18 protein-coding genes are annotated in these 21566 nt (G+C 67.0%); 3 read left to right on the forward strand and 15 right to left on the reverse strand.

What is annotated here, in order from left to right; all coding sequences use genetic code 11:
• Positions 1 to 152: 152 nt before the first annotated feature.
• Both AC5P68_RS09885 and AC5P68_RS09890 read left to right on the forward strand, forming a co-directional pair.
• Positions 153 to 518, forward strand: coding sequence for a PadR family transcriptional regulator (locus AC5P68_RS09885; RefSeq protein ID WP_049395935.1), 366 nt, complete (start codon positions 153 to 155; stop codon positions 516 to 518).
• Entirely contained in the window at positions 515 to 1504 is a 990-nt protein-coding gene (locus AC5P68_RS09890; RefSeq protein WP_049395934.1) for a sensor domain-containing protein, read from the forward strand. The genes AC5P68_RS09885 and AC5P68_RS09890 overlap by 4 nt, the downstream gene beginning before the upstream one ends.
• Positions 1505 to 1612: 108 nt before the next feature.
• Here the strand turns inward: AC5P68_RS09890 and AC5P68_RS09895 are convergent, their stop codons facing one another.
• Both AC5P68_RS09895 and AC5P68_RS09900 read right to left on the reverse strand, forming a co-directional pair.
• Positions 1613 to 2920, reverse strand: coding sequence for a polyhydroxyalkanoate depolymerase (locus tag AC5P68_RS09895; protein ID WP_005408728.1), 1308 nt, complete (start codon positions 2918 to 2920; stop codon positions 1613 to 1615).
• 93 nt (positions 2921 to 3013) lie between these two features.
• Positions 3014 to 3604 (reverse strand): class I SAM-dependent DNA methyltransferase, encoded by a 591-nt coding sequence (locus AC5P68_RS09900; protein WP_049402556.1) that lies wholly within the window; start codon positions 3602 to 3604, stop codon positions 3014 to 3016.
• 187 nt (positions 3605 to 3791) lie between these two features.
• On the opposite strand from AC5P68_RS09900, the gene AC5P68_RS09905 reads away from it, so the two are divergent.
• A complete protein-coding gene (locus AC5P68_RS09905) occupies positions 3792 to 4247 on the forward strand; it encodes a CopD family protein (RefSeq protein ID WP_005408730.1) in 456 nt (151 codons plus the stop codon).
• A gap of 173 nt (positions 4248 to 4420) precedes the next feature.
• On the opposite strand, the gene AC5P68_RS09910 is transcribed toward AC5P68_RS09905, so the two are convergent.
• The 13 genes from AC5P68_RS09910 to uppS form a co-directional block, all read right to left on the reverse strand.
• On the reverse strand, positions 4421 to 5380 hold the full coding sequence (locus AC5P68_RS09910; protein ID WP_005408731.1) for an acetyl-CoA carboxylase carboxyltransferase subunit alpha: 960 nt from the start codon (positions 5378 to 5380) through the stop codon (positions 4421 to 4423).
• Positions 5381 to 5493: 113 nt separating this feature from the next.
• Complete coding sequence (locus AC5P68_RS09915) at positions 5494 to 6363, reverse strand: hypothetical protein (protein WP_033834081.1); 870 nt, start codon at positions 6361 to 6363, stop codon at positions 5494 to 5496.
• Between the two features lie 62 nt (positions 6364 to 6425).
• Positions 6426 to 10016, reverse strand: a complete 3591-nt coding sequence (dnaE, locus tag AC5P68_RS09920; protein ID WP_043034852.1) for a DNA polymerase III subunit alpha — start codon at positions 10014 to 10016, stop codon at positions 6426 to 6428.
• 228 nt (positions 10017 to 10244) lie between these two features.
• Positions 10245 to 10916 carry a ribonuclease HII gene (rnhB, locus tag AC5P68_RS09925; protein WP_005412735.1) on the reverse strand — a complete coding sequence of 224 codons (672 nt, stop codon included), beginning with the start codon at positions 10914 to 10916 and terminating at the stop codon, positions 10245 to 10247.
• Positions 10913 to 12115 (reverse strand): lipid-A-disaccharide synthase, encoded by a 1203-nt coding sequence (gene lpxB, locus AC5P68_RS09930; RefSeq protein ID WP_049402564.1) that lies wholly within the window; start codon positions 12113 to 12115, stop codon positions 10913 to 10915. The genes rnhB and lpxB overlap by 4 nt, the downstream gene beginning before the upstream one ends.
• Before the next feature lie 53 nt (positions 12116 to 12168).
• The gene (gene lpxA / locus AC5P68_RS09935; RefSeq protein ID WP_005412736.1) at positions 12169 to 12960 is read right to left on the reverse strand and encodes an acyl-ACP--UDP-N-acetylglucosamine O-acyltransferase; all 792 of its coding nucleotides are present in this window, start codon (positions 12958 to 12960) and stop codon (positions 12169 to 12171) included.
• A 16-nt stretch (positions 12961 to 12976) separates the two neighbouring features.
• Positions 12977 to 13435 (reverse strand): 3-hydroxyacyl-ACP dehydratase FabZ, encoded by a 459-nt coding sequence (fabZ, locus tag AC5P68_RS09940; protein WP_005408737.1) that lies wholly within the window; start codon positions 13433 to 13435, stop codon positions 12977 to 12979.
• On the reverse strand, positions 13432 to 14454 hold the full coding sequence (lpxD, locus tag AC5P68_RS09945) for a UDP-3-O-(3-hydroxymyristoyl)glucosamine N-acyltransferase (RefSeq protein ID WP_049402557.1): 1023 nt from the start codon (positions 14452 to 14454) through the stop codon (positions 13432 to 13434). The genes fabZ and lpxD overlap by 4 nt, the downstream gene beginning before the upstream one ends.
• Positions 14455 to 14918: 464 nt before the next feature.
• Positions 14919 to 17282, reverse strand: coding sequence for an outer membrane protein assembly factor BamA (gene bamA / locus AC5P68_RS09950; protein ID WP_043034854.1), 2364 nt, complete (start codon positions 17280 to 17282; stop codon positions 14919 to 14921).
• A gap of 74 nt (positions 17283 to 17356) precedes the next feature.
• Complete coding sequence (gene rseP, locus AC5P68_RS09955) at positions 17357 to 18715, reverse strand: RIP metalloprotease RseP (protein ID WP_005408740.1); 1359 nt, start codon at positions 18713 to 18715, stop codon at positions 17357 to 17359.
• 55 nt (positions 18716 to 18770) lie between these two features.
• Positions 18771 to 19961, reverse strand: a complete 1191-nt coding sequence (locus AC5P68_RS09960; RefSeq protein WP_049402558.1) for a 1-deoxy-D-xylulose-5-phosphate reductoisomerase — start codon at positions 19959 to 19961, stop codon at positions 18771 to 18773.
• A 2-nt stretch (positions 19962 to 19963) separates the two neighbouring features.
• Positions 19964 to 20800, reverse strand: coding sequence for a phosphatidate cytidylyltransferase (locus AC5P68_RS09965; RefSeq protein WP_005408742.1), 837 nt, complete (start codon positions 20798 to 20800; stop codon positions 19964 to 19966).
• On the reverse strand, positions 20797 to 21564 hold the full coding sequence (gene uppS / locus AC5P68_RS09970) for a polyprenyl diphosphate synthase (protein ID WP_414498123.1): 768 nt from the start codon (positions 21562 to 21564) through the stop codon (positions 20797 to 20799). The genes AC5P68_RS09965 and uppS overlap by 4 nt, the downstream gene beginning before the upstream one ends.
• Between the last annotated feature and the right edge of the window lie 2 nt (positions 21565 to 21566).

Genomic DNA, 21566 nt, shown 5'->3' on the forward strand with positions numbered 1-21566 from the left:
GGTATGCCGCGGCTCGAAGAGGGGCAAGCAAGCGAACGGGCCCCCCGGCCAAGTGGTCAGTTGCCCCACGCCAACCGGCACGATGACTAACGACACATTCGCTATACCGAACTTCGCACTACTGTGGACTTCAACGTAGTGGAGGCCCGGTCATGTCCGAGGACGATGTCCACCTGAAGAAGTTCCAGAAGGAGCTGAGCGCCGGAACGGTGTCGCTGGCCCTGCTGGCGGTGCTGGCCCGGGCCGGGGAGCCGCTGTACGGCTACCTCATTGCCAAGGAGCTGGAGCGGGTGGGCGAGGGCGTGCTGAGCGGCAAGCAGAGCGCGCTGTACCCGGTGCTGCGCAACCTGGAGGCTGCCGGTCTGCTGGAAAGCCACGTGGAGCCGTCCAGCAGCGGTCCGCCGCGGCGCTACTACCGCATCAACGAACGTGGCCGCGACGTGCTGGCGCAGTGGCGCCAGGCCTGGCAGGCCACCCGAGATTCCGTCGATTCCGTGTTGGAGGGGGTACCGCAATGAACGACCCGAGCCTGGCAGGCCGAGCCCTGCCCACGACCATCCCGCAGTACCTGGCGCAGCTGCGTGTGGCGCTGGAAGGTGCCGACCCGGCGATGGTGCAGGACGCGCTGTACGACGCCGAGGAATACCTGCGCTCGGAGCTGGCGGCGCAGCCCGGCCGCAGCGAGGCCGAGGTGATCGCCGACGTTGCCGGTAGCTATGGCGCGCCGGACGAAGTGGCCGAGATCTACCGCGAGACCGAAGTGACGGTGAACCGCGCGCTGCGCACGCCGCGTGCGGATACCGCACCGGTGCTGCGCGCAGCGGCCGAAGCCAGTGGCGTCGAGCCGGCCGCACCGCCGCCGGCGCCGGTGCAGCGCTCGCTGCTGGCGCGTTTCTTCGGCGTGGTGACCGATCCGCACACCTACGGTGCGCTGTTCTACATGCTGCTGTCGCTGGCTACCGGCATCTTCTTCTTCACCTGGGTGGTGACCGGCCTGTCGCTGTCGCTGGGCCTGCTGATCCTGATCGTGGGCATTCCGCTGACCGTGCTGTTCTTCGGCTCGGTGCGCGGGCTGGCGCTGCTGGAAGGGCGGCTGGTGGAAGCGCTGCTGGGCGAGCGCATGCCGCGCCGTCCGCGTTACACCGATCGCAGCCGCACCTGGCTGCAGCGCATCGGCGACATGTTCACCGATGGCCGCACCTGGCTGACCCTGCTGTACTTCGTGCTGATGCTGCCGCTGGGCGTCATCTACTTCACCCTCGCGGTGACGCTGCTGTCGCTGTCGCTGAGCCTGATCTGGGCGCCGGTCGCGGCGATCTTCAGTGGCGACATTCCGGGCGTGTACGTCGATGGCGTGAACGTACTGCCGATGGCTGCATCGCCGCTGGTGGCGATCACGGTTGCTGCGGCGGGCGCGCTGCTGCTGCTGCTGACGATGCATCTGGCACGCGGCATCGGCAAGCTGCATGGGCTGATCGCCAAGAACCTGCTGGTGCGGTTGTAATAGGCCAGGGGTCGGATCCTGTTCGCAGAACAGGGCTCTGACCCCGGATCCCATCATGCTGGGGTCAGAGCCCTTTCCGCTGGAAAGGGAACCGACCCCTGCCGGGAATCAGCCCGCCTTTCGCCGCAACGGGGTGACGTTACTCTTCTTCTTCGTGGCCTTCGCCGCCGGTGCTTCGGCATGCGCGGCGAAGAAATCGCGCACCTTCGGGTACACCACTTCGCGCCAGCGACGGCCGCTGAAGATGCCGTAGTGGCCGGCACCTTCGACGATGAAATGCTCACGGCGGTCCGCAGTGATGCCGGTGCACAGCGCCTGTGCTGCTTCGGTCTGGCCAAGGCCGGCGATATCGTCCAGCTCGCCCTCGATGCTCAGCAGCGCGGTATCGCGGATCGCCGACGGATCGACCTTCTCGCCGTTGACCACCCACTCACCACGCGGCAGCAGGAAGTCCTGGAACACCACGCGGATCGTATCCAGGTAGTACCTGGCCGGCATGTCCAGCACCGCGTTGTACTCGTCGTAGAAACGACGGTGCGCGTCGGCGTCTTCCAGGTCGCCCTTGACCAGGTCGGTGTAGAAATCCCAGTGCGAACTGAAGTGGCGGCTCGGGTTCATCGACAGGAAGCCGGCGTGCTGCAGGAAGCCCGGGTACACGCGGCGACCGGCGCCGGGATAGCTGGCCGGCACGGTGTGGATGACGTTGTTCTCGAACCACGACAGCGGGTTCTGCGTGGCCAGGTTGTTCACTGCGGTCGGGCTGCATCGCGCATCGATCGGGCCACCCATCATCACCAGCGTGCGCGGCGTCGGTTCGCCACGGCTGGCCATCAGCGAAACCGCGGCCAGCACCGGTACGGTCGGCTGGCACACGCTCACCACGTGCAGGCGCTCCACACCGAGGTGGCGGATGAATTCCTGGATGTAGGCGATGTAGTCGTCCAGGCCGAATTCGCCTTCGCTGGCCGGCACCATGCGCGCGTCCACCCAGTCGGTGACGTACACGCGGTGGTCGCGCAGCAGCGTGCGCACGGTATCGCGCAGCAGCGTGGCATGGTGGCCTGACAGCGGCGCTACCACCAGCACGAACGGCTGGTTGAGCATGGTGTGCAGCTGGTCGGCTTCATTGCTGTGGCGCTTGAAGCGCAGCAGCTTGCAGAACGGCTTGCTTACTTCCTCGTGCACGACGATCGGCACGCGTTCGCCATCGACGTCGATTTCGTTGATGCCCCACTCGGGCTTCTCGTAATCCTTGCCGATGCGGTGGAAGAGTTCATTGACCGCCGCCAGGCGATCAGCGCCGGGCATCTGCGACCACCAGTGCCCCTGGTTGGCGAAGAACCTGGCGTTGGCCTGGGCCTGGTGCACCCAGGGGGCGAGCAGGTTGCGGGTCAGTTCGTGCAGTTGATAGAGCATGACGACCGAATATGTATGGTCATATGTTGCCGCGCAGCATATCCCATCCGGGTGTCCCGCAGGTTAAGTCGGCTGAAAATAATGAATCTGGATTCACATCCGTTCCAGCGCGGCCGCATCGCCTGCCAGGGCGGGGCCGAGCCAGCAGTGCGACCCCACCGGCTGCAGGCCATGCCGGGCCAGCGTGCGGCGGTACCAACGCGCCGGGCGCGGCTGGAAGCCGTCGTGGTCGCCTTCGAACGCGTCCTCGGCGGCGAAGGTCTCCAGGAAGGCCACGCCGCCCGTCAGCTCTGCCACGCCGGCCAGTCCGGCGCGCAGCTCGCGGTCGGGCACGTAGTGCATCACGTCCGAGCAGACCAGCAGGTCGACCGGGGCACAGGGCCGCAGCCAGGCGAAATCGCCGAAGCGGGCCATGTGCAGGTTGCGGGTCCTGCCGTAGCGGCGCACAGCGTACTCGCTGCTGTCGAAGCCGAGGTATTCGACCTTCGGACGCAGCTTCAGCAGCGGTGCGCGCCAGGCGCCTTCGCCGCAGCCGATGTCCAGCACGCTGCGGATCGGTCGTTCCAGGTAGTACTCGGCACTGGCCACGGCCAGGGCGACCTTTCGCGCCAGGCGGGCGCTGCCGCCGATGTCGGCACGGCGGTACCAGCGTTGGAAATAGGCGGCGTCGTAGGTCTTGTCCATGGGGCGGTGCGCGATCGGGGAAAACGGCGCCTATCGTACGGTGTTGCGCCCCCGGGTGTGGCGGGCCTGCAGTAGAGCCACGCCATGGGTGGCTGCCATGCTGCGGCGATTGGACGCGGCAGCCACCCATGGGGTGGCTCTACTGCGACAATGGGTACCCATCTACGCCAGCCGCCGGAGCGAGCGCATGCAGAGCTACTACTGGGTCAAGACCTTCCACATCGTGTTCGTGGTGGCGTGGATGGCCACGGTGTTCTACCTGCCGCGCATCCTGGTGAACCTGGCCGAGACTGCGGGCCAGCCGGCGGTGACCGAGCGCCTGCAGCTGATGGGCCTGCGCCTGTACCGCTTCGGCCACTCGATGTTCGGCCTGGCATTCCTGCTGGGCCTGGTGCTGTGGCTGGGCTACAAGGTCATCCCCGATTTCCCGACCATGGTCGCGCCTGGTGGCGCCGGCTGGCTGCATGCCAAGCTGGGACTGGTGGTGCTGCTGCTGGTGTACTTCGGCTGGATCGGCCGCCTGCTCAAGGGCGTGGCCAAGGGCAGGGCGCTGCCGTCGTCGCGCGCGCTGCGCTGGATCAACGAGATCCCGCTGCTGGCCTTCATTCCGATCGTATGGCTGGTGCTGGCCAAGCCGTTCTGAGGCGGGGTCATCTGCACCCGGTAGATCCACGCCATGCGTGGATGCCGTCAGGGCGCAAACGAAAGCGCCGGGCAAATGCCCGGCGCTTTCGTTTCTGCAATCACCTGCGTGTTGCCGGCCAGCGGCCGGCACTACCAGGCCTACCTGCATGCTGGCCAGCGGCCGGCACTACTTCAGGCTGCTTCGTACGTGCCGTAGCTGCGCAGGCGCGCGTAGCGCTGTTCCAGCAGCTGTTCGGTGGACAGCTTGTCCAGCGCATCCAGCTCGTTCAGCAGCACCGCCTTCAGGCGCTTGGCCATCTGCGTCGGGTTGCGGTGGGCGCCGCCGGTGGGCTCGCGCACGACCTTGTCGACCAGGCCCAGGCTCTTCAGGCGCGGGGCGGTCAGGCCCAGCTGTTCGGCCGCGTCCTTGGCCTTGCCGGCGTCCTTCCACAGGATCGAGGCGCAGCCTTCCGGGGTGATGGTCGAGTACACCGCGTATTCCAGCATCACGGTGCGGTCGCCCACGCCCAGCGCCAGCGCGCCGCCGGAGCCGCCTTCGCCGATCACGGTGCAGATGATCGGCACCTTCAGTTCGGCCATCTCGATCAGGTTGCGCGCGATCGCTTCGGACTGGCCGCGCGATTCGGCGTCGATGCCCGGCCAGGCGCCAGCGGTGTCGATCAGGGTCAGCACCGGCAGGCCGAAGCGCTCGGCCATCTTCATCAGGCGCAGGGCCTTGCGGTAGCCCTCCGGCTTGGGCATGCCGAAGTTGCGCTTGATCTTCTCCTTGGTGTCACGGCCCTTCTGGTGGCCGATCACCATCACTGCACGGCCGTTGATGCGGGCCAGGCCACCCATGATCGCCTTGTCGTCGGCGAAGGCACGGTCGCCGGCCAGCTCCTGGAACTCATCGAACATGACGCGGAGGTAGTCGGCGGTGTACGGGCGCGACGGATGACGCGCCAGCTGCAGCACCTGCCACGAGGTCAGGTTGCGGAAGATCTGCGCGGTGCGCATGCGCAGCTTGTCCTGCAGCGCGTGCACTTCCGCCTCGACATTGACCGCCGGCCCGGCACTGGCGTTGCGCAGTTCCTGGATCTTGGCTTCCAGGTCGGCGATGGGTTGCTCGAAGTCGAGGTAGTTCGGATTCATCGGAAGCCGTCGTGTAAAGAAGAGGGGAATTCTAGCCGAATGCGCGCAAACCACCCGTACGCCTTCGTCTGGAAGGCGACGGTAGCGCAGCCGGGCGGGGCGCGCCAGTCAGCTCAGGGCACCACCAGGGCGCTGCGGCCCATCAGCTGGCTGCGCTGGGAAACGAAGTCGTTGTAGGCCTCGTTGGCGTCACGGCCCAGCCCGCTGCCCAGCGTGGCGGTGGCCGAGGTGAAGGCCATCTGCGCAGCGAAGTCCTGCTTGCGCAGCGCCTTCTGTTCATCGGCGGTGGTCGCCTTCAGCCAGCGCGCATAGACCTCGCGCAGCGGCGCGGCGTGGGCCTCGAAGGCCGGCACCAGCGCCGGCAGGCTGGCCGGGGCCGGTTCCAGGCTGAACGCCGGGGTCACGTAGCCGGCCGGCTGCTCGCGCTTGAACGCGCCGGGCTCGCCCATGCCTTCTTCCACGTAAGCGATGAAGTCCGTGGCGGTGAACACCTTGGCCACGATCTGGCCACCGCTGGCGTCGACGTGGGCCACCACCTTTTCCTTCGGGAAGGGTTCGCGCACGCCGTAGGTCCAGGTCTTGTCGATGAACAGGTCGTGGCTCTTCTCGAACGGGCCCTCGAAGTCGACGCCGCCCAGCTCGATGCCGGCCTTGCCGGTGCCGAAGTTCTTCAGCTTGCTCTCGTCGGTGACATAGACCTCGCGGGCGATCACGTACTCGCTCAGGGTCGGGTTGATCAGGCCGCCACGGCCATCGACGTAGACGATGAAGCGCACGTCCCCCAGTTTGTCGGTGTGCAGGCGGTGCTCACCGACAGCGAGCGAGATCGGGCGCGAGCCCTGTGCGGCCACCGGCAGGTCCTTGCCATCGATGCTCAGGGCCAGCGGCGCGTCGGTCGGGTTGTCGATCTGGAACTCGACCTTCGAGGGCGAACAGGCGGCCAGGGCCAGAGCGGCAACGAGCGGGAACAGCAGGGTCTTCATCGGCAATCGTCCTTGATACTTGGAACGGGAAAGCAGGAGGGTCAGGAAAACCAGAGCCAGCCTCAGCTGGCCCACGGTGGGCTGTAGCGCACTTTCAGCGTGCGTACGGCGGGGTCGGCGCGCAGCGCCTCCATCAACTTGGAATCGATGCGCACCGCGCTCTGCCCGGACACATCGAGCATGCCGGCGACGCCGCCGTGCGGGCCCTTCAGAAGCAGGTCCAGGCGCAGCGGCGTGCGCCCCGGGCGATGGCGGTCGAGCAGGGCATCGATGCGCTCCCAGACCGGGCGCTGCTGGCGCAGGTCCAGGCGCAGCGACAGCCGCGTGGCGTAGTTGGCGCAGACTTCGTCGAAGTCCCAGCACTGGCGGATGCGCAGTGCGTAGCCGCCGTTGAACTCGTCCTCGCGCAGGCCGCCCTTGACCACCAGGATGCGGTCCTTGGTCATCAGGTGCCCGAACTCGGCCATCGCGTCGGAGAACGCGCTGCACTCGACGCGGCCGCGGCCATCTTCCAGCTGGATGAAGATCTGGCTCTCGCCCTTGCGACGCACACCGACCACCTGGCCGGCCAGCACGGTCTGTACTTCCGGGCGCCAGCGCTTTTCGCCGCCGCCGCCACCACCGCTGTTGGCGCTCCAGATCTTCTCCACCGAACCCAGGTCGTTGCCGACCAGATCGCGCACATCGTCGCGCCAGGGATCGAACGGGTGGCCACTGAGATAGAAGCCCAGCGTGTCGCGCTCGCCGTTGAGGCGCTGCAGCAGCGGCCATTCTTCGGCTTCGGGCAGATCCAGCTGGATCGTGGTCGCGCTCGGGTCCGGGCCACCGAACAGCGAGTTCTGTCCCGAAGCGCGCTCGCGGGCCATCTGGTCGGTAGCCTTGATCACCTCCGGCAGCTGCAGCATCAGCGAGGCACGGTTGCGGCCAAGCTCGTCCAACGCACCACAGTTGATCATCGCTTCCAGCGTGCGCCGGTTGAGCTTGGCCGAGCCGACGCGGGTGCAGAAGTCGAGCAGGTCCTTGAACGGGCCGCCCTTCAGTCGCTCCTCGACCACCGCCTCGCAGGCACCCTGGCCGACGCCCTTGATCGCACCGAGGCCGTACTGGATGGTGTCCGGGGTCACCGCTTCGAACATGAAGGCCGACTGGTTCACCTTGGGCGGCAGCACGGTCAGGCCGAGGTTGCGCACCTCGTCGAGGAAGCCGACCACCTTGTCGGTGTTGTCCAGATCGGACGACAGCGTGGCCGCCATGAACTCGGCCGGGTAATGGCGTTTCAGCCATGCGGTCTGGTAACTGACCAGCGCGTAGGCGGCGGCGTGCGACTTGTTGAAGCCGTAGCCGGCGAACTTCTCCATCAGGTCGAAGATCGCGTCGGCCTTGGCTTCGTCCACGCCGTCCTTGGCCGCGCCTTCGCGGAAGATCTCGCGGTGCTTGGCCATTTCGGCCGGCACCTTCTTGCCCATCGCACGGCGCAGCAGGTCGGCGCCGCCCAGCGAGTAGCCGCCGACGATCTGCGCCATCTGCATCACCTGCTCCTGGTACACCATGATGCCGTAGGTATCCTTCAGGATGGCTTCGGTGCGCGGATCGGGATAGATGATTTCTTCCTGGCCGTGCTTACGCGCATTGAAGGAGGGAATCAGGTCCATCGGGCCGGGGCGGTACAGCGACACCAGCGCGATCAGGTCTTCGAAACGGTCGGGGCGCGCGTCCTTCAGCAGGCGGCGCATGCCCGAGGATTCGAACTGGAACACTGCGCCCGTATTGCCGTTGGCGAAGATGTCCTTGTAGGTGGGCGTGTCGTCCAGCGGAATCGCGGCGATGTCCACCGGCGGAATGCCGGCGCGCTCATGGCGCTTGTTGATCGCCTTCACCGCCCAGTCGATGATGGTCAGCGTGCGCAGGCCGAGGAAGTCGAACTTCACCAGGCCCACTTCTTCCACGTCGTTCTTGTCGAACTGGGTGACCGGGTTCTTGCCGAGGCCGTTCTCGTCGTGTTCGGCGTACAGCGGGCAGAACTCGCTCAGCGGCTCGGGCCCGATCACCACGCCACCGGCGTGCTTGCCGGCGTTGCGGGTCAGGTCTTCCAGCTGCAGCGCCAGGTCGATCAGGTCGCGGACATCGTCCTCGGTCTCGTAGCGCTGGATCAGTTCCGGCGACGCCATTTCCGAGCTGGGGCCTTCCTTGCCCTTGCCCAGTGCATCCTTCAGGTGGATGCCGAGGATGTTCGGGATCAGCTTGGAAACACCGTCGACCAGGCCGTACGGGAAGCCGAGCACGCGGCCGGAGTCGCGCACCACTGCCTTGGCGGCCATGGTGCCGTAGGTGATGATCTGGCTGACGCGCTCGCGCCCGTACTTGCGCGCGACGTAGTCGATCACCTCGTCGCGGCGGTCCATGCAGAAGTCGATGTCGAAGTCGGGCATCGACACGCGTTCCGGGTTCAGGAAGCGCTCGAACAGCAGGTTGTACGGCAGTGGGTCCAGATCGGTGATCTTCAGCGCCCACGCCACCAGCGAACCGGCACCCGAACCACGGCCCGGGCCGATCGGGATGCCCTGGTTCTTGCCCCACTGGATGAAGTCGGCCACGATCAGGAAGTAGCCGGGGAAACCCATCTTGATGATGGTGTTGAGCTCGAACTCCAGGCGCTCGAAATAATCTTCGCGGGTCTTGCCCGGCGCCAGCGGATTCTTCTCCAGGCGCTCTTCCAGGCCGTCGCGCGACATCTTCTGGATCCAGGTGTCCAGGGTCTCGTCGTCGGGCACCGGGTAATTGGGCAGGAAGTAGGTGCCCAGCCGCATCTCGATGTTGCAGCGCTCGGCCAGCGCCAGCGTGTTGTCGATGGCATCGGGAATGTCGGCGAACAGCGCACACATCTCTTCGGCCGATTTCAGGTACTGCTGGTCGCTGTACTCGCGCGGGCGCTTGGGGTCGTCCAGCACGCGGCCGGTGGAAATGCACACGCGCGCTTCGTGCGCGCTGAAATCGGTGGGCGCCAGGAAGCGCACATCATTGCTGGCCACCACCGGCAGGCCACGCTGGCCGGCGGCCATCAGCGCGAACTGGTTGAAGGTTTCCTCGCCCTCGCGGCCGGTGCGGGTCAGCTCCAGGTGCAGGCCATCGCCGAACACGCGCTGCCAATCGGCCAGCTGCTGCTCGGCCAGTTCATGCTTGCCGTCCAGCGCCAGGCGCCCGGCCAGGCTCTGCCGGCCGGCCAGCGCGAACAGGTTGGCGTTGCCGGCCTTCAGCCAGTCCGGATGGATGGCCACGCCGCCTTCGGGGCGATGGCCTTCCATCCAGGCGCGGGTCAGCAGCCGCGACAGGCTCAGGTAGCCCTCGCGGTCGCGGCACAGCAGGGTCATCCGCCACGGATCCTGCCCTTCCTCGGCGATCAGCACGTCGGCGCCGGCGATAGGCTTGATGCCCACGCCTTCGGCCGCCTTGTAGAACTTGACCAGGGCGAACAGGTTGTTGAGGTCGGTCACCGCCAGCGCGGGCAGGCCGAGTTCGACCGAGCGTGACAGCAGGTTGGCCTGCTTGGCCTTCTTCGGGTCCGCCTGGTCCGGCTTGGCCGGCACACGGATGGTGGAGTCCGCCAGCGAGAACTCGGTGTGGACGTGGAGATGTACGAAGCGGGAGTTGGACATGCCGGACCAGGTTGGAGCGCGCGGGCCCCGGGTGCTGACGGGGGAATCGTCGCCGGGGTCGGGAAGCGCTGGAGTGCCCGGTCAGGGTAGCGAGGGCTGGAGGGCGCGACAAGCTCTTGACGGCATGCGATATCGCATCCGCGCTATCGCTCCCCACGGTTCGCAGGCGAACCGCGGGCCCCGCCTGACCCTGCCTTCGCAGCCGGGTGCAGCGACCGTTCAGGCGATTCAGGCGATTGCGATGTCTGCGGTCACAGCTGCCGGGTTTTCCAGGCACTCGCGCACCGGGGCGAAGCTGCGCCGGTGCTCCATGCAGGGGCCGTGCTCGCGCAGGGCGGCCAGATGGGCCGGGGTGCCGTAGCCCTTGTGCTGCTCGAAGCCGTACTGCGGGTGGCGGGCATGCACGTCCTGCATGTAGCGGTCGCGCGAGACCTTGGCCAGGATCGAGGCGGCCATGATCGCGCGGTCGATGCCATCACCGCCGACCAGCGCCTGCGCCGGCAGTACCAGGCCCTTGGGCACCACGTTGCCGTCGATGCGGGCGAAGCCGGCCACGTGGGCGACCGCTGCAACGACGTCACGCATGCCCTGCAGGGTGGCCTGGTAGATGTTCAGGCGGTCGATGGTGTCCACGTCCACCAGCACCACGTGCCAGGCCAGGGCACGTTCGATGATGCGGTCATGCAGTTGCTCGCGGCGGGCTGCGGTGAGTTGTTTGGAATCGTCCAGGCCGTTGATGCGTGGCCGTGCCGGGTCGAACACCACCGCCGCCACCGCGACCGGTCCGGCCAGCGGACCGCGGCCGGCTTCGTCGACGCCGGCGACCAGACGCTCCGGCTCGACCACGGCAGCACCGTCGAACAGGGCCAGGCTGGCCGCTGCGGCGTGGCGGCGGCTCATGCCTGGGCCTGGTCGCGCATCAACAGCTCGCCCACAGCGTCGGCCGCGCGGGCCGAGGCATTGCGGCGCAGTCGTTGATGCAGGCGGGCATAGGTATCCTGCAGGTCGGTCACCCGCTGCGGGTGGTCGAACCATTGCTGGATGGCCGCCGCCAGCTTGTCCGGCGTGCAGTCGTGCTGCATCAGTTCCGGTGCCAGGTCCTGGCCCGCCAGGATGTTGGGCAGGGCAAAGCGGTCGACTTTGATCAGGCCCAGCGCCTTGACCAGGCGGTAGGTCAGCTCGTTGACGCGGTAACCGACCACCATCGGCCGCTTGACCAGCATCGCCTCCAGCGTCGCGGTGCCCGAGGCCAGCACCACCACATCGGCGGCGATCATCGCGTTTCGCGCCTCACCGTCGAGTACATGCGAGAAGGCTACCGGCAGCGCCGAGCGTGACAGCTGTTCTTCGATCAGGCGCTTGCAGGCCGGGTTGGCGGCAGGCACTACCACGTGCAGGCCGGGGATGCGCTCGGAGACCTGCCAGGCGGCCTCGAAGAACGGTTCACCGAGGCGCGAGATTTCGCCCAGGCGGCTGCCTGGCAGCACCGCCAGCACCTTGGCCGAGGTCGGCAGGCCAAGCGCGGCGCGCGCTTCCTCGCGGTTGCCCTGCAGGGGGATGTCATCGGCCATCGGATGGCCAACGAAGCGCGCGTCGATGCCGTGCCTGGCATAGATCGGGGGTTCCATCGGGAACAGGCACAGCACCAGGTCGGCGCTGCTGCCGATCTTCTCGGCGCGCTTCTCGCGCCAGGCCCAGACGGAGGGGCTGACGTAGTGCACGGTGCGCACGCCGCGCTGCTTCAGCCAGTGTTCGATGCCCAGGTTGAAGTCGGGCGCGTCGATGCCGATGAACACGTCCGGTTGCCATTCCAGTGCACGCTGGCGGAACGCGGAACGCAGTTTCAGCAGGCGTGGCAGGTGGCGCAGCACTTCGGTCAGGCCCATCACCGCCAGCTCGCTGGCATCGTGCCAGGTCAGGCAGCCGGCGCTGCGCATGGCATCGCCACCGATGCCGGCGAATTCGGCATTCGGAAAGCGTGCCTTCAGCTCGCGCACCAGGCCCGCACCCAGCAGGTCACCGGAGGCCTCACCGGCCACCAGAGCGATCCGCAGCGGGCGCTCGCTGAGCACCCGCTGCGCGGGGACGCTGCCGGCCATCGAGGCCAGCGGAATCACGGCGGCGCCGGCCGGCGCCTGGCCGGTCGTGCTGCTCATCGCAGCAAGGGCCTCTCAGCGTGCTCGATGAAGTCCAGCATGGCCTTCACGTCATCGCTGTCGCGTGCCTGTTCGGTCAGCTGCACCTTGGCTTCGGCCAGCGGCAGGCCCGCCACGTACAGGGTGCGGTAGGCGCGCTTGATGGCGGAGATCCGCTCGGCGTCGAAGCCACGACGCTTCAGGCCTTCGCTGTTGATGCCGCGCGGGCGGCCCAGCGAATCGGTGCCGACCATGGTGAACGGCGGAACGTCGCCGTTGGTCAGCGCGCCCATGCCGAGGAAGGCGTGGGCACCGATGCGGCAGAACTGGTGGGCACCAGCGAAGCCGCTGATGATCACGTAGTCGCCCACGGTCACGTGGCCGGCCAGGGTGGTGTTGTTGGAGAACACGCAGAAGTTGCCGACATGGCAGTCGTGCGCCACGTGCGTGTAGGCCAGCATCCAGTTGTCGTTGCCGATCGTGGTGATGCCGCCGCCGCCGCCGGTGCCACGGTTCAGGGTGACGAACTCGCGGAACACGTTGCGGTCGCCGATCACCAGTTCGGTGCGTTCGCCAGCGAACTTCTTGTCCTGCGGCTCGCCACCGATCGCGGCGTGGCCGATGAAGCGGTTGTCACGGCCGATCCTGGTCGGGCCGTGGATGCTGCAATGGGGGCCGACCACTGTGCCGGCGCCGATTTCCACATCGGCACCGATCAGGGTGAACGCGCCGACCTGGACGTCGTCGGCCAGGCGCGCGGCCGGATCGATGACGGCAGTCGGGTGGATCCGTGGTGCGTTGTCAGTCATTGCTGCCTCCCGTGGATCAGCCCTTGGCACCGGCGCACATGACCTCGGCCGAGGCAACGACTTCACCGTTGACCTTGGCCTCGCCGTAGTACCAGCCCATGTTGCGGATCAGGCGCTTCATCTGCACATCCAGCATCAGCACGTCGCCGGGCACGACCTGCTTGTTGAAGCGGGCGTTTTCCACCTTGACCATGTAGAACAGCTTGGACTGCGCATCGCGGCCAAGCGTCAGCTGGGTCATCACTCCACCGGCCTGGGCCAGCGCTTCGATGATCAGCACGCCGGGCATGATCGGGCGGCCCGGGAAGTGACCCTGGAAGAACGGCTCGTTGATGCTGACGTTTTTCTGCGCCAGGATGCGCTTGGCGTCGATGTCGAGCTCAAGCACCCGGTCCACCAGCAGGAACGGGTAGCGGTGCGGGAGCAGTTCCTGGATCTGGCAGACGTCGATCGGAAGCTGCAGCGTGTCGTTCATTCTTTCTCCTTGCCAGCAGCCAGGACGCGGCGAGCCAATGCGTCCAGCTGCTTGAAGCGCGCGGCGTTCTTGCGCCACGTGCGGTTGTCGGTCAACGGGGTGCCGGACGAGTACTCGCCCGGCTCATGGATGGAATTGCGGACCACCGACTTGCCGGTGATCACGACCTTGTCGCAGATCTCGAGGTGGCCGACCACGCCGACGTGGCCGCCGAGCAGGCAGTAACGGCCGATCCTGGCGCTGCCGGCGATGCCGGTGCAGCCGGCGATGGCCGAGTGCGCACCGATCTGCACGTTGTGCGCGATCTGTACCAGGTTGTCCAGGCGCACGTCTTCGTCCAGCACGGTGTCTTCCAGTGCACCACGGTCGACGCAGGTGTTGGCGCCGATTTCGCAATCGTCGCCGATGCGCACGCCGCCGAGCTGCGGCACCTTGATCCACTTGCCGGCGTCCATCGCCAGGCCGAAGCCATCGGCACCGAGCACGGCACCGGGGTGCACGCGCACGCGCTTGCCGAGCTTGACCCGGGTGACCAGGGTGACCCGGGCGATCAGTTCGCAGCCGCTGTCCAGGCTGCAGTCTTCGCCGATCACGCTGCCGGTGCCGATGATGCAGTTCTCACCGACCACGCTGCGCGCGCCGATGGAGACGAAGGGACCGATATGGGCGCTGGCGGCGACCTGGGCGCTGGGATCGATGACGGCGCTGGGGTGGATGCCCGGCGGGCGCGTCGGTGCGATGTCGAACAGCGCGGCGATCTTGGCGAAGGTGGTGTACGGGTCCTTGGCCACGAGCGCGGCGCCGGGGGCGGCCTCGGCATCGTCGGCGCGCAGCACGACCAGCGAGGCCTGGCTGTCTGCCAGCTGGGTGCGGTAGCGCGGGTTGGCGAGGAAGGTCAGCTGGCCAGGACCGGCATGGGCGAGGGTGGCCACGCCATGGATGGCGGTGGCGGGGTCGCCATGGACCTGCAGGCCGAACTGCTCGGCGAGTTGCTGGGCGGTGTAGGTGGGAGTATTCACGGCGGGAGTTTAACGTGTGACGCCATTGCGGTCATGCGGGGGGCAGGGCTTGGCGCCTGCCTGGTACGGGCGGGAGGCGGCGGGTGGCCCTGGCCAGGACACGCAAAAGCCCCTCCATGGTGCTCGATGGCGCCATCCATGGCGCCAACGGTCCTGTCCAGGGCCACCCGCCGCCTCTGGACAATTTCCCGCGAGCGCGGCCAAAAGCCCGTGCCGTGCAGTGTCATCTGAAAAACGAAAACGCCGGGCAGAGCCCGGCGATTCGCACCCCGTCTGGTGGAGAGCCCCCCTTCTGTTAAGGGGGGCGCGCCCCTGGGAATCGCAGGAGCGATTCCCAACGTTGCTATGCAACGGCCCGAAGGGCGCATGCCATGGATGGCATGCGTAATGGCGCGGGGGATAGGAGGTAGGTCGGGACCCGCTGCTTGCGCAGCAAGCCGCGGCGCACCTTCGGTGGTCAGTTCTTAGAACTGACCGCCGAAGGTAAATTGCAGGCGTTCGATCTTGTCGCCGTCTTCCTTCTTCAGCGGGAACGCGTAGCTGATCGAGATCGGTCCGACCGGGGCGCGCCACAGCAGGGCTACACCGGTAGACACTCGCAGTTCGTTGGCCTTGAAGTTATCGGCGCCGTTGTAGACGTTGCCGAAGTCGACGAAGGCCGACACGCGGGCCGACGGGCTGTCGAACAAACGCGGGAAGTAGGCTTCGACCGAACCGACGGTCTTCAGCGAACCGCCCAGCGGCTGGCCTTCCGGATAACCGCGGGTTACTTCGCGTGGGCCGAGCGTGTTGTCCTCGAAGCCGCGTACGGAGTTGGTGCCGCCGGCGTAGAAGTTCTCGTAGAACGGTAGGCCCTTGGCGGTGACCGGGCGCAGGTTGCCGTTCTCGTCCGGCACCATGGCGGTCTTGTCCTTGCCGTAGCTATCGCCATAACCAACTTCCGCACGGGTGTTGATCACCAGCGACGGCATGATCGGCCAGTACTTGCTGATCTGGTAGTTCAGCTTGTAGTACTCGATGGTCGAGCCCGGCAGCGTGGTTTCCAGGCCAACACGCTGATAGGTGCCGCGGGTCGGCATGAAGTAGTCGTTGCGCGAGTCACGCGCCCAACCCAGTTCCGTGCGCCAGGCATGGAACGTCCTGCTGCCCAGCACGTTGATGTAATCGATGATCGACTGCGGGGTCGAGCCCTGGTACGTGGTGATCTGGTTGCTGTCGATGCCGAACATCAGCGAGACGGTGTCGGTTTCGGTCAGCGGCACGCCGAACACCACCTGCGCAGAACCATTGGTGCTGTTGTACTGCGCGGTGTTGAAGTCGGAGTAGTCCAGTTCACGCCAGGACAGGTTGTAGCCCAGCGAAACGCCGTCGTCGGTGAAGTACGGGTTGGTGTAGCTGAAGCCGTAGCGCTGCAGGTAGCTACTGCGCGAGGCTTCGACCGACACGCGGTTGCCGCCGCCGAGGAAGTTGTTCTGCGACAGCTGCACCGAGGTGGTCATGCCGTAGGACTGCGAATAGCCCAGGCCGAACACGAAGCTGCCGGAGGTGGTTTCCTTGACGTTGTAGACGACGTCGACCTGGTCGTTGCTGCCGCTGACGGCCGGGGTCTCGACGTCCACCGACTCGAAGTAGCCCAGGCGCTGCAGGCGGATCTTGGAGCGGTCGATCGCGGCCTGCGAGTACCAGCTGTTCTCGAACTGGCGCATTTCGCGACGCATCACTTCGTCGGAGGTGCGGGTGTTGCCACGGAACAGGATACGGCGCACCGACACGCGCGGGCCGGGCACGACCTGCATGTTGATCCCTACCGTCTGTTCGGCACGGTTGGTGGTCGGGATCGGGTTCACCTTGGCGAACGCGTAGCCGATGTTGGACAGCGAGTTGGTGATGGTGTCCGAGCTGAATTCCAGCAGGGCACGCGAGAACGTGTCGCCCGGCTTCTGGATCACCATGCGCTCGACGTCCTCCTGCGGAAGGATGGTGTCGCCGCTGACCTTGATCTCGGAGATCTTGTACTGCGCACCCTCGGTCACACCCGCGGTGAGGAACATGTCGCGCTTGTCGGGGCTGATCGAGACCTGGGTGGAATCGATGCTGAAGTCGACGTAGCCGCGGTCCAGGTACCACGAGTTGAGCTTTTCCAGGTCGCCGGACAGCTTTTCCTTGGAGTACTGGTCGTCACGGCGGTACCACGACGCCCAGTTGTGCTCCTTGGACTCCCAGGTCTCCAGGATGTCCTTGCTCTCGAACTTCTCGGTGCCGACCAGGTTGACGTGGCGGATCTTGGCCGCCTTGCCTTCCTTGATGGCGATCGCGATGTCCACGCGGTTGCGGTCCAGCGGGCTCACGGTCGGGGTGATCTCGACGGTGTACTTGCCGCGGTCGTTGTACTGGCGGCGCAGTTCCTGGGTCACGCGGTCCAGGCTCAGGCGGTCGAAGGTGCCACCCTCGGTCAGGCCGATGTCGGACAGGCCCTTGAGCAGCTGCTCGGACTTGATGTCCTTGTTGCCGGTCACGGTCAGCTTGTTGATCGCCGGGCGTTCCTTGACGGTCACCACCAGGATGCTGCCCTGGCGGTCCAGCTGCACGTCTTCGAAGAAGCCGGTCTTGTACAGCGCGCGGATGGTCTCGCCGACCTTGTTGTCGGTGATGGTCTCGCCCCGTTCCACCGGCAGGTAGGTGAACACCGTGCCCGAGCTGATGCGCTGCAGGCCATCGACGCGGATGTCGCTGACAGTGAAGGGCTCGGCTGCCTGGGCCAGGGCGGGAGCGCCGGTGACGGCGGCGAGGGCGAGGGCCAGCAGGCGGCGATTGGGGAGTCGCGTCATGTCACGTCCGGTAGGAAGGTCGATTTCATTGGTGCGGGATGCCGACGCTGTAGACGGCAACAACGTGGAAAAGTTCATCGCGGGACCAGGCCGAGGATGTCGTTGTAGAACGCCAACCCCATCAGCCCGGCCAGCAACGCCAGGCCGATGTATTGGCCGGCGGCGATGGCACGCTCGCTCAGCGGGCTGCCCTTGACCAACTCGATAAGGTAATACAGCAGGTGCCCGCCGTCCAAGATCGGGATCGGCAACAGGTTGATGATGCACAGGCTGAGTGACAGCAGGGCAAGGAACTGCAGGAACCAGTCGAGGCCGCGTTTGGCCGAGACATTGGCCACGCGGGCGATGGTGACCGGCCCGGAAACGTTCTGCAGCGAGGCTTTGCCGGTGACGATGCGGGCCATCATGCCCAGCGAATCGGCGGCAAGCCGGCCGGTTTCACGTACGGCGACGGTCACTGCATCCAGCGGCCCATAGCGCAGCAGGGTGTCGTAGGAGGGGCTGTAGGTGGTGGGGAAGCCGACGCCGATCTGCCAGACCGGGTTGCCCTTGCCATCCTTGCCCTGGCGGGGCGTGACTTCCAGTGCAAGGCGTTCACCGCCTCGCAGGACCTCGATCATGCCGGGGCCTCCGGCACGGCCGAGGGCCTGGATCTCGCCGATCACCTGGTCGACGCTGTCGATGCGCTGGCCGTCGATCGCCACGATCAGGTCGCCCGGCTGCAGCAGCCCGGTGACCACCGAATCGGCGGTGAGCGAGTCGACCAGTGCCGGCTGCAGCCACGACTGCCAGTACAGGCCGGCCAGGATCGGTACCCGTCGTTCATCGAAGCCGGCGGGCAGCTGCGACAGCGGCAGGGTGCGCACGCGCACCTGGTCCGCAGGATCGAGTACCTCAAGCGTGACGTCGCGGCGATCCATCGCGGCGGCGGTCAGCGCCATGCTGGCCTCGCCCAGGGTGGCGACCTGGCGCTCATCCACCCGCAGAACGCGGTCACCGCTGAGCAGACCGGCGCTGGCGGCGATGCCGTCAACCCGGCCGATCGTCGGCGAGTAGTCCTGCTTGCCGATCACGAACATCGCCCACAGCAGCAGGATGCACAGCAGCAGATTGGCGATCGGCCCTGCAGCAACAATGGCGATGCGCTGCCACACGGTCTTGTGGTTGAAGGCCTGGCCGCGCTCGTGGGGATGGACCTCGACCTCACGTTCGTCGAGGAACTTCACGTAGCCACCCAGCGGGATGGCGGCAATGGCGAACTCGGTGCCGTGCCTGTCGCGGCGCGACCACAGCGGACGGCCGAAGCCGACCGAGAAGCGCAGGATCTTGACCCCACAGAGGCGGCCGACCCAGTAATGCCCGAACTCGTGGAACGTGACCAGCAGCCCGAGGCTGACAATCATCCACCAGACCGATCCGAGGAAGTCAGTCATGCAGGCTCACAGTGGCGGGCAGGGGCGGCGGCGTCATGCTGGGCGAGGCGGTCGTTCAGGCGGCGTCGATGGCGTTCAGGGTGAGCTCGCGTGCCCGCTGGTCGGCGGACAACAGGACCTCCAGTGTATCGGCTGGCTGGGTCGGCAGTGTTGAAAGAGCGTTAGCAACCAGCTCCGGGATGGTCAGGAAACCGATCCGGCCCTGAAGAAATGCTGAAACCGCCTCTTCATTGGCGGCGTTCAGCACCGCCGGGGCAGTACCGCCGGCCTGCATGGCCTGCCAGGCCAGCGCCAGGCAGGGGAAGGCGTCGGTGTCAGGCGCCTCGAAATCCAGCCGGCCCTGCGCCAGCAGGTCCAGCCCGGCCACGCCCGATTCGATGCGCTGCGGCCAGCCCAGGCCGACCGCCAGGGTGGTGCGCATGTCCGGCAGGCCCATCTGGGCCAGGGTCGAGCCGTCGACGAATTCGACCAGCGAATGGACCAGGCTCTGCGGGTGCACCAGCACCTCGATGCGCTCGCCCGGCACCGAGAACAGATGGTGCGCCTCGATGACTTCCAGGCCCTTGTTCATCAACGTCGCCGAATCGACCGAGATCTTCGGGCCCATCGACCACTTCGGGTGAGCCACGGCCTGGGCCGGGGTGACCTCGGCCAGCTCGGCGCGGCTGCGGCCGCGGAACGGGCCGCCCGACGCGGTCAGCAGGATCCGGCGCACGCCGGCGCCGTCGATGCTGGCGTCGCGCGAACGCAGGCACTGGAAGATCGCGCTGTGCTCGCTGTCGATCGGAATGATCTCGGCGCCGGCGCGCTCGGCGGTGCGGGTCAGCAGCTCGCCGGCCAGTACCAGCGATTCCTTGTTGGCCAGCAGGATGCGCTTGCCGGCCGCAGCGGCGGCGAGGGTCGAGGACAGCCCTGCAGCACCGACAATGGCCGCGACGACCGTGTCGCAGGCATCGCTTGCTGCCAGCTGATCCAGTGCGGCATGACCGGCGTGGGCCTCGGTCGACAGCCCGGCATCGCGCAGGCCGTCGCGCAGTTCGGTGAACAGCGCTTGGTCGGCGATGACCGCGTGCGCTGGCTTGTGCTGGCGGCACAGGGCCAGCAGTGCCTGCACCTGGCGGCCGGCGGCCAGCACCGTGGCCTGGTAGCGCTGCGGGTGGCGGGCGATCACGTCCAGCGTGGAGGCACCGATCGAGCCGGTGGCGCCGTATACGGCGACCCGGCGCAGGTCTGCGACAGCATTCATGGTCAGAACCCGAAGATTTCCTTGCCCAGCGCGAACACCGGCACGGCGGCGAGGACGCCGTCGACGCGGTCGAGCACGCCACCATGGCCCGGAATCAGGTTGCCCGAGTCCTTGGCACCGGCGTGGCGCTTGATCAGGCTTTCGAACAGGTCACCCAGCACCGACGCGAATACGGCCACCACCGAGGTGATCAGCAGGCCCGGCAGGTGCGCGATGTCGATGCCGGCCAGCCAGCCCAGTCCGAGGGCCACGGCGACACCGGCCAGCAGGCCGCCGAACAGGCCTTCCCAGGTCTTGTTGGGGCTGATCCGCGGCGCCAGCTTGTGCTTGCCGAAGTGACGGCCGGCGAAATAGGCGCCCGAATCGGCTGCCCAGACCAGTGCCAGTGCCGCCAGCAGCCACAGGTGGCCCTGCTTGCCTGGCGGGTCACCGCCAGCGTGGATCAGCACCAGCGCTGCCCAGGCAGGAACGATGGCCAGGGTGCCGGCCAGCATCTTCACGATCCGGGAGGGGGCCGTCGGCTGGGCGCCAAAGTTGAAGAAGCGCAGCCAGGCCAGCGCCGCCAGCCACCAGGCAACACCCGCCAGTGTGGTGATCTGGAACAGCACCAGCGTGCTGCCATCGGCCCACACCAGCAGCACCATCAGCAGCAGGTTCAGCACCAGCAGCACGGTGCGCGCGAGGGTGTCTTCGATGCCGGCCAGCTTCAGCCATTCCCACAGGCCGATCAGCAGCACGGCGGCGGCGGCGGCGGCCAGCCATTGCGTCGGCAGCAGCAGGATCGCGGCAATGGCGAGCGGCGCCATGATCAGCGCGGCGAGGACTCGGGTCTTGGTCATGGGCTGGAGGTCTCGGTGGCCAGTGCGGCGATCTGGGCGCTGGTCAGGCCGAAACGACGCTCGCGGCTGCCATAGGCATCCAGCGCCTGCTGCAGCAGGGCGGCATCAAAGTCCGGCCACAGCGCCTCGGTGAACCACAGCTCGGTGTAGGCCAGTTGCCACAGCAGGAAGTTGCTGATGCGGGTGTCGCCACCGGTGCGGATGAACAGATCCGGCGGCGGCAGGTCGGCCAGGGCGACCTGGCTGCCCAGCAGCGATTCGTCGATCTGTTCGGGCAGCAGGCGTCCTGCGGCGACTTCAGCGGCCAGTGCGCGCGCGGCACGGGCGATGTCCTGGCGACCGCCGTAACTGGCGGCGATCGACAGGGTCAGGGTGGTGTTGTCGGCGGTGCGCTGCTCGGCCAGCTGCATGCGGCTGACCAGTCCGGCACCAAAGCGCTCGCGTTCGCCGATGAAGCGTACGCGCACGCCGCGTCGGTGCAGTTCGTCCACTTCGCGGTCGAGCGCGCCGAGGAACAGCTTCATCAGGGCGTCGACTTCTTCCTGCGGCCGGCCCCAGTTCTCGCTGGAAAACGCGAACAGGGTCAGCGCCGGAATGCCCAGTTCAAGGCAGCGCTCGATGGTGCGGTTGACCGCGCGCGCGCCGGCACGATGGCCGATCACGCGCGGGCGGCGGCGCTGCTGTGCCCAGCGCCCGTTGCCATCCATGATGATGGCGATGTGGCGGGGCAGGGTGGCCGGCAACGGAGGCGGGACTGAAGGCATCG

Source organism: Stenotrophomonas sp. YJH_SMC_58 (assembly GCF_059369635.1).